This window comes from Enterorhabdus sp. P55, from assembly GCF_009911695.1.
In the GTDB taxonomy this organism is placed as follows: Bacteria; Actinomycetota; Coriobacteriia; order Coriobacteriales; family Eggerthellaceae; genus Enterorhabdus.
The window spans coordinates 1-7,931 of record NZ_QWKK01000098.1; the positions used below are offsets into that span (position 1 = coordinate 1).

Below are 7,931 nucleotides of genomic sequence, written 5' to 3' on the forward strand. Positions count from 1 at the left end.
GCGGGGCCGCCGCGCCATCGGGCGGGCGCGCATCGCCGCAGGATGGCGGCGCCCATCGCGCGCTCCCCGCCGAGGAGGGCGGCGCGCAGGCAGGGCGGGCCGAAACCTTCCCCGCCTGCGCCGCCTGGCCGCCGTCTAGCGCCTCCCCGTCCGGCGAGGCGCTAGACGTCATTGCCGTTGTCCAGGGTGTACACCCAGCGCACGCTATCGCCTGAGGACAGCTTGTAGGCGTTGCAGGCCTTCTTCGGATACGACCCGTTGACCCCGTACATCCACCCGCTGCCAGCCCCGCAGGAGAACTCGGCCAGGCCTCCGATGGAGCTGACGTAGCTCGCGCTGCCGCCAATGGCCAGCCCCGTGGCCTTGAGGGCGTCATAGACCGTGGCCCCCTCGGGCAGGGTGACCGAGCGGGAGCCCAGGCCCACGGAGTAGCCCGAGGGCTTGGCCTTCGACCCATCGACCGAGATGGTGACGGTGATGGTCTGGGGCTTCGGATCGGGTGCCGGGGGCGCGGAGGGGGTCTCCGCCGTGCCCCCCGAGGACGACCCGCCGCTCGATCCCGCGCCGCCGGACGATGCCGGGGGCTGGGCGGCCTGGCCGCCGCCCGATCCGGCAGAGGACGAGTCGCTTGCCGGCGGAGTCGCGGGCGCCTCGGAGGAAGGCGCGTCCGGCTTCTCGGCGGCGGATGCGCCGGCCGCAGGCTCCTCGGCGGCGGGCTCTTCCGCCGCGGGCTCCTCGGCGCCCTCGCCGGCAGCAGGCACCACCTCGGCCAGGTAGTCGTCGAGGGACGACGCCTCGCTCACCTCGCGCACCGGCACGGTCGTGGATGCCCACAAGTCGACCGCCGCGCCCTCCTGGGAGGCTGCCCCCAGCGCAAACCCGCCGACGGCGAGCGCCAGCACGCACGCAGCGCACACCGACCCCACCACCAGCGGCACGCGCCCGCGCCGCCGCGGCTCCGGGACGACGGGCGCCCCGGCCTCCACGGCATCCTCTCGTATCCGATCGGGGACGACGCGCTCGTCCGCCCCCGCCTTCTTATCCTCTGCCATCTTCGGCTCCTTCTACGCGACCTCTCGACGCCGCAGCGCAACCGCGCCGGCTGCCGCCGCCGCGAGCGCGACCACCGCAGCCGCCCCGGCCGGCGCCGCATCCCCCGTGGGGGCCAGCGGCGTGCCCTTGGCCGAGCCCGCGCCCGCCTTGTCGCCATCCGCCGGCGCCTCAGGCTGAGGCTGGGGCTGCTCCTGCTTCGGCGGCTCCTGGCCCTCGGCAGACGGAATGGTCACGCCGCCCTCGCGAGCCTGCGCATAGAGGTTGTAATCGCCGTTCGCGCCAGCCGCCTTCAGGCCACGATAAGCCACAAGGGCGCGAAGACCCTGCTCCGTTGCGTTCCCGTCACGATCGCCGCCCGCCTCGAAGGCAAAGCCGGAGTTATCCTGCAGCCCGTAGGCCAGCAGCGCGGAAAACGGCGTGGCACCGCTCTCTACCGCCCATTCCGTGGCCGGGTCGATGCCGGCCGCGCACAGGGCGATGACGGCGAAGGCCGTCGAGCAGGCGTTCGGCAGCCCGTCGTTGTCGGCGAAGCCGCCGGTGGGCAGCTGGATGCCCTTGAGCGCCACGAGCGCGCGGTTGACGGCGTTGCGCACCTCGGGATTGTCGCGGTAGGGCGCGAGCGCGCTAATGGCCATAGCCGTCATGTCGGCGTTGGCCTCGGCGCCCGATAGGGCGAAACCGCCGCCCGGCTGCTGGTCGGCCAGCACGCTGGCGATGAGGGCGTCTTTGGAGAGCGCGGCGTCAGCCGGCACCGCGTAGTCACCGCTGGCATAGGCCCACAGGGCCGCCATGCGGGCATTGGGAAGGGTGGAGCCGGAGACGCGCGAGCCGAGGGCCGCGATGGCGTCGAAATCGCCCGCCGCGCGGGCAGCGGGGGAATCGGCCAGCGCCCGCGCATCGTAGCCCGCGGCGGTCAGCGCGATGATGCTGCGCTGAAGAGCAGTCGGATCAAAGCCCGGGTCCTTGGCCTGGGCCAGAGCCTCGGCGTAGAAGGCGTCCAGATCGGCCCCCTCATCCCTGTCAAGCGCCGCCAGGCTCATGACGACCCACGGATCGGAGGTGCCCGCGTAGGAGGCGACGATGCCGGTCATGAGCGAGCCGACGGCAGCCTGGCTCACGCCCGTGGCCGGATGCTCGGAGGTCGGCGGCTCCACCGGCTCCTCGCCGCCGGGGAGCACGGCATCCGACCCGGCCGCCGCAGGCGGGTTGTCCTGGTAGTACGCAGCCCACGCCGCCGCGTCGGCGGGAGCGTTGGCGCTGCTGTAGATGGTCCAGGCGAACTGGAAGGCATTCGCGCCCTTCAGCAGCTCCTTGTCGAGCGTCGCGCCACCATAGCCGCCATCTCGATAGGAGGCCCAGTACAGGCTCACGGAGAAGTCGGCCGAGTCCCACTTCGCCATCTTGACGCCCTCTTTCGAGGTGATGGACTCGACGGCCTTGCCGTACGTGCCCTCGGGCGCCGCGTAGGACTTGATGTCGCCAGCCTTCACCGCCGTGTTCAGCAGATCCTCCAAGGTGATCGTGTCGAGCGTCGCGTTCGCGTCGCGCTCCTTGGCAACCGCCAGGACGTCCGCCCTCTGATAGGCCTTGTTGAGCCAGATGACGGGCAGCATCTCGTACGTATCCGGATCGGACTTGGAGCCCGCGACAAGCGAAAGCGTTACCGTGTCGGCCGACTCGCCAGCCACCGGATGCTTCTCGTAGTAGGCATCCCAGTCGGCTGACGTGAGATTGTCGTCCGCAGACGAGTACTTGTTCCAGGCCAGCTGGTAGTTCGTGCCCGCCTTGAGCTCGCGATGATCGATAGCGCAGTCGCCCTGGCCGTAGGCCCCGTTCTCGTAGTAAGACCAGTACAGGCTCACCGAGAAGTCGTCGCTGTTCCAGTTCTTCAGGTCGATGCCCTTGGCGGACGTGATGGATCCGACGTACTTGCCGCCATACGAGGATTCGGGCGCATCGTAGGCCTTGAGGTCACCGGCCTCCACGGCAGCGTTCAGCAGGTCTTCCACCGTGGCGCCCTCCTTGAAGGCGTATTTCTTGTTCACCCAGGTATTGTAGGTGGTCACGCCAGTGGTGTAATCGGTAGTCGTGCCCGCCAGCACCGTGAGGGTGACGGTCTGCTCGGCCGCCTGCGGCGCCGGGGCGTCGGGGGCAGGCTCGTCGGCCCAGGCGGGGGCGATGGGCATAAGGCCCAGGCAGAGCGCCGCCGCCATCAGCAGCATGAACAGTTTCGTGAGGGGTTTCGCGCCGGACGGCGGCGCGGAAGTGCGTCCAACCATAGTCGGAACCTCGCTTTCCAGGGCTTCTCTGCGATGGCTGGGTATTCCGACTTTGCCTGATCGGCGGCGCGTCGCGTGCCCGCGATCCCGCAAGGCGGGAAGCGCTGCCGGCGTTTACGGTTACTGGTATAGCGCGGGACTCTCACCCGCATTCCCCCAAGACCGGCCGCCCCTTGCGACCCGCCTGCGCCTGCCGGCGCAACCATCATGCCAATGCCTGGCCATTGTACCACTTGGTATGAGAGGGAAAAGGGGCAGTTGACGCTTGCGCCCTTGAGGGCGGAGCCCTGCCACGCGGGCGCCCGACGCGAGCCCGCGTCGCCCCGGCAGGCGCCAGGCGCTACACGCCGCCCCCCCCGAACGCACGGGGACCCCGCGCTGCGGGGCCCTCGACTTCTGCGGCAAAGCGCGCTTCGAAGGAACGGCCTCCCTACCCGATCGCCACTTCCTCAGCGGCGAGGGTGCCCGATCCGATGGTACCCACCACGGTGACGTGGCGGCCGACGAGCGCATTGGCGTCAATGCCCTCGCCAAGCGTGAGGGTCATCGCCCACACATCGCGCTGGCTGCCGTCGAGCGTGAGGCGCAGACCGCCGTCGGGCTTGAAGGTGAGCGCGCCGGGCGTGCCGCTCACCGTGCCGCCCAACTCCACGAGGTCGCCCGTGGAGCACTTGAGCCCGTACTCGGGGCGCCCGCCCTCCTGGCCGACGGGCCCGTCCTCGCCGCCCTGGTCGCCCTCTTCCTCCTGGTCTTCCCCGTCAGGCTGGGCCGTGGTGACATCCTCGACGGTCACCTCGTCGTTGAGGCGGTCGACCTTCGCCACCCAGCCTTCGGTGTCTGACCAGGTGACGGCTATCTGCGCAGAGCAGTTATGGTGCTTGATCAGCTGCTTCTCCCCTTCCGTCACCTGCTCGTCCTTGGCGAGGGCAACAGTGATGGCGCCTCCCTCGGTGGTCAGGCGCGACGAGGTCTTGGGCGCGACGCCGGCGAACAGCGTGCCCACAGCCGGGTCGTAGGCGGCCAGCAACGCGTCGAGGTCCTCCACGATGAGCGTGGCATTCGGCGCCGAGAGCGGCTGGGCCGTCATATCGCCCAGCTCCAGGTCGCCTTCGCGCCAGGTCTCGCCCGCCTCGTCGTAGGCGAAGGCGAGCTTCACGGGCACGGTGAGCAGGATGCCCTTGTTGCGGAAGAGCGCGTCAGCGGTGACCTCGCGCGTGGCGACGACCTTATCGCCCTCCTTCTGCTCCACGACATCGCCCACGGCCACGTTCTCGAACTTCGGGCCCACGAGGTTGTCGGTGGGCACGTAGCGGAACTGGGCCAGGTCGGGCGCCTCCATGCTCAGGCCCTCAAGCACCTGCTGGGCGCGGGTCAGCGTGAGCGTGACGCGCTGGCCGCGGTCGAGGGAGACGGCAGGCTCGGACTTGCCGGCGAGGAAGAACCAGTACGCGCCGCCAGCCGCAGCCGCGAACAGCAGCACCACGACGAGCGCTACGGCGATGCCGCGCCGTCCGCCGCGAGCCTTGCGCGAGCGCGCCGGCTCGACGGTGCCATAGGACGCCGCCGCTCGCGCGGGGCGTGGGACGGCGGGGCGCACGCGCTCCTCCTGCTGCGGCGGCATGACAGCGGTGGCAACAGGCTGGCGGTAGGCGAGGTCGTCCGCGGCGGCCACGCGAGAAGCGGACGCGTCGGAGACGTCGGGGGCGAGGTCGGAGGTCGCGTCAGGGTCGGGGGCGAGGTCGGGGCGGCCGGCAGGCGCGGGATCGGCGGCCGGGTCGGGATCGGGGCCAGCGAAGGCCGCGGCATCGGCCGCGTCGGCGGGAGCCGTCTGGTCGGCAGGGGCCGCGACGCGAGCGCGCTCGGCGGCGCGCACCTTCTCCGCCTCCGCCCGCGCAGCAGCGGCCGCGGCGGCGATGGGGTCGGGCGCGGACTCAGCCGCTTTCGCGCCATCCTCGGCAGATGCGTCGGCGACGGGCGTCAGGTCGGCCTCGGAGGCCTTTTCATCAGGGGAAGCGCCCTCCGCACCAGGGGCATCGGCGGCAGCCGACGCGCGCTTTTCGGCGTCGGGGGCGTCATCGTAGGGACGTACCATGGGTTTCCTCTCCTCAAGCCTCCGTCGGGCCGCGGCCGCGACGGGGTCAGTGCTGGCTCTATTGTACCCACGAGCGCCCCAAAGCGCCAGGAGTTCCGCTCGCCGCGCCCATCGCGCCCGCCGCGCCCGTCGCGCCCACCGCGCCTGCCACCGCAATCGCCTCGGCCTGAGAGCGCGCCCGCCACCTGTGCGCCCCGCCTGCGCCCCCTTGCAGAGGAGACGCCGTTTTTGGGTCATTTGCTTCGAAATTCCGAGGCTGATGCGGCCTTGGGCAGGTCTCCCGCACGCACGAGTGTAACGAACGCCCCCTTTTGGGCGTCAAGCGACACGCAAGACCTCCGTAGGCGCCCGTCTCTCGGATTCATCCTCGGAATTTCGAAGCAAATGGCCATTTTCCGCCGGAATCCGCGCAAGGTACCGCTCGCGCTCCGCCCCATGCGCCAGTCGACTCATGCAAACAGGCCGCCAGGCAGCTTGCGGGGTGACGAGCCGGCCAATCAGGGTGACGCCGAGCGACGGCCCGGCTAAGACGGGAGCCGGGGCAAGGAGGGGCGGCGTCGGCGACAGGAGGGAAGCGAGCGAGGCAGCCGGACGAGGCACAGCGACCCGGCGGAAAGCGCCACCTGCCGGCAAGCGGGAAACGCCGAACGCAGAGAAGCCCCTCGCAGCGAAAGGCCTCGCTGGCAGCGGGCGGCGGCGGGCGGCGGCGGGGTAGACGCCAAGGAAGGCGGCGTGGGAAGGCCCGCCGACGCCAGGTGGCCTATAATGGCGGCGAAACTGGCTGACGAACAGGAGGCGGGATGACTCGAAGCTTGGGAGTATGCCTGGCATGCGGGGAGCCGCTGCGCTACTTCGAGGCGGCGCAGGAGGTCACCTGCGAGGAGTGCAGCCGCGTCGAGACGGCGCACGCCATCTGCCAGTCCGGGCACTACGTATGCGACCAGTGCCATCGCGCCCGCGGCGTCGAGCACGTGCTCGCCACCTGCGCCACAAGCGACCTGCGCGACCCCATCGCGCTAGCCCAGCAGATCATGGCCGACGACGCCCTCTACCCCAACGGGCCCGAGCACCACACACTAGCAGGCGCCGCGCTGCTGACCGCCTACCGCAACGCCGGCGGCGCGCTGGATCTGAGCGCCGCGCTCGTCGAGCTGCGCCGCCGCTCGCTGGCGGTGCCCGGCGGCGTCTGCGGCTACTGGGGCACCTGCGGCGCGGCCATCAGCGCGGGGATGTACTGCTCCATCGTACTCGGCGCCACGCCGATGACCCTCGGTCCTTGGGGGCAGACAGCGCGCTTGACCTCCCGCATCCTCGATCGCCTGGCTGACGTGGGCGGCCCGCGCTGCTGCAAGCGCAGTACGTTCATCGCCCTGCAGGAAGCCGCAGCCTACACCGCCGAGACAATGGGCGTGACCATGGAGCTGCCCGCTCAAGTGACCTGCACCTTCATGGCGCGCAATGCCGAATGCCTGCGGACGGCGTGCCCCTTCTTCCCGAAGCGCGCCCACGCCTAGCCCCTCCCTGGCGGCAGGGGCCAGCGCGAGGGGCGTTTCGCATCCAATTTCGCGGGTTATCCAAGGGCAGAGCGGCGTATGCGGCCCGCGCTGAATGCATTTGCCCAGGTCGACGAAAACTCGCGGGAAAACCGGAAAAGTGCGGGATTTCCCGGCCCCAAGCCTCGGATAGCTCACGAAATTGGATGCGGAACGCCCCCGCCAAGAGCTGCGAGGGTCATCGTGATGAGCGAAGCGGATCAGGCGATCGCCCCAAGCGCAGTCGGGAATATCGCGACGGGACGAGGCCTCGGCTGACGCGTCGCGCAACCGCAGGATGAGCGACGAGAAGAGTCGGCCGCAACGTGACAGGCGAGAGCGGAGCAAGCGGCCGACGCAGCCATGCAGATGACCCGAAGACACGAGCGCCCGGAAGCGTGCCTGACGCAGCAAGGCGAGGCGCGGGAGCCTGTTGAGGCGGAGCGATCCTGGCACGATGTCAGAGCCACCCCGCACACCGACGTGAAATGCACGACGCCCTCCTCCGCTCCTCCCTCCCGTCCGCCCGCTACCGCAGCCCTAATTCGGCGCCGTCATCTAGAACGAGAATTGAACGCCGGAGTGCTTCACGTGAAACACTCGTTTGCGTTTCCTCGGTCGACAGCGCGCCTCGAGGGCCACTCGCAGCCTGCCTCGTGTCTCGGCGCCCTCCACGCCCCAGCACCCCCTCGCTCCTCCACCGCACCGCGCCCGACACCCCAGCGTCCCCCCCACCGCGTCATGGCTCCAACACCCGACAGTCGCCACGCCCCGCCATCACGTCACCACCGCGCTGCCCGTCGCCACGCCCCATCATCACGTCGCCACCGCGCTGCCCGCCGCCGCGCTGCCTCGCCGCTCGCCGCAGCTGCAGGATCTGCCGCGCTCGCAGCCGCAGAACCCGTCGTGCCCGCGGCGCCCGCCGCCGCGCTGCCCCGCGGCCCTGTCCTCGCGCGCCCTCCGCGCCTTGCGCCC

4 protein-coding genes are annotated in these 7,931 nt (G+C 70.7%); 1 reads left to right on the forward strand and 3 read right to left on the reverse strand.

The annotated features are described in order from the left end of the window. Nucleotides 1–161 precede the first annotated feature (161 nt). From D1643_RS08820 to D1643_RS08830, 3 genes are all read right to left on the reverse strand, one after another. Complete coding sequence (locus D1643_RS08820; RefSeq protein WP_160710270.1) at nt 162–1,052, reverse strand: DUF4430 domain-containing protein; 891 nt, start codon at nt 1,050–1,052, stop codon at nt 162–164. Nucleotides 1,053–1,064: 12 nt separating this feature from the next. Further along, entirely contained in the window at nt 1,065–3,275 is a 2,211-nt protein-coding gene (locus tag D1643_RS08825) for a prenyltransferase/squalene oxidase repeat-containing protein (protein ID WP_160710271.1), read from the reverse strand. Between the two features lie 487 nt (nt 3,276–3,762). Continuing rightward, nucleotides 3,763–5,424, reverse strand: a complete 1,662-nt coding sequence (locus D1643_RS08830) for a hypothetical protein (protein ID WP_160710272.1) — start codon at nt 5,422–5,424, stop codon at nt 3,763–3,765. An 800-nt stretch (nt 5,425–6,224) separates the two neighbouring features. Between D1643_RS08830 and D1643_RS08835 the strand changes: the two genes are divergently transcribed. After that, nucleotides 6,225–6,938: a DUF5714 domain-containing protein gene (locus tag D1643_RS08835; protein WP_160710273.1), complete on the forward strand. Its 714-nt coding sequence runs from the start codon at nt 6,225–6,227 to the stop codon at nt 6,936–6,938. Nucleotides 6,939–7,931: the final 993 nt, after the last annotated feature.

Excerpts from the sequence above, each read along its gene's own strand:
- D1643_RS08820 (WP_160710270.1), bottom strand. The coding sequence starts at position 1,052 with ATGGCAGAGGATAAGAAGGCGGGGGCGGACGAGCGCGTCGTCCCCGAT.
- D1643_RS08825 (WP_160710271.1), bottom strand. The coding sequence starts at position 3,275 with ATGCTGCTGATGGCGGCGGCGCTCTGCCTGGGCCTTATGCCCATCGCC.
- D1643_RS08830 (WP_160710272.1), bottom strand. The coding sequence starts at position 5,424 with ATGGTACGTCCCTACGATGACGCCCCCGACGCCGAAAAGCGCGCGTCG.
- D1643_RS08835 (WP_160710273.1), top strand. The coding sequence starts at position 6,225 with ATGACTCGAAGCTTGGGAGTATGCCTGGCATGCGGGGAGCCGCTGCGC.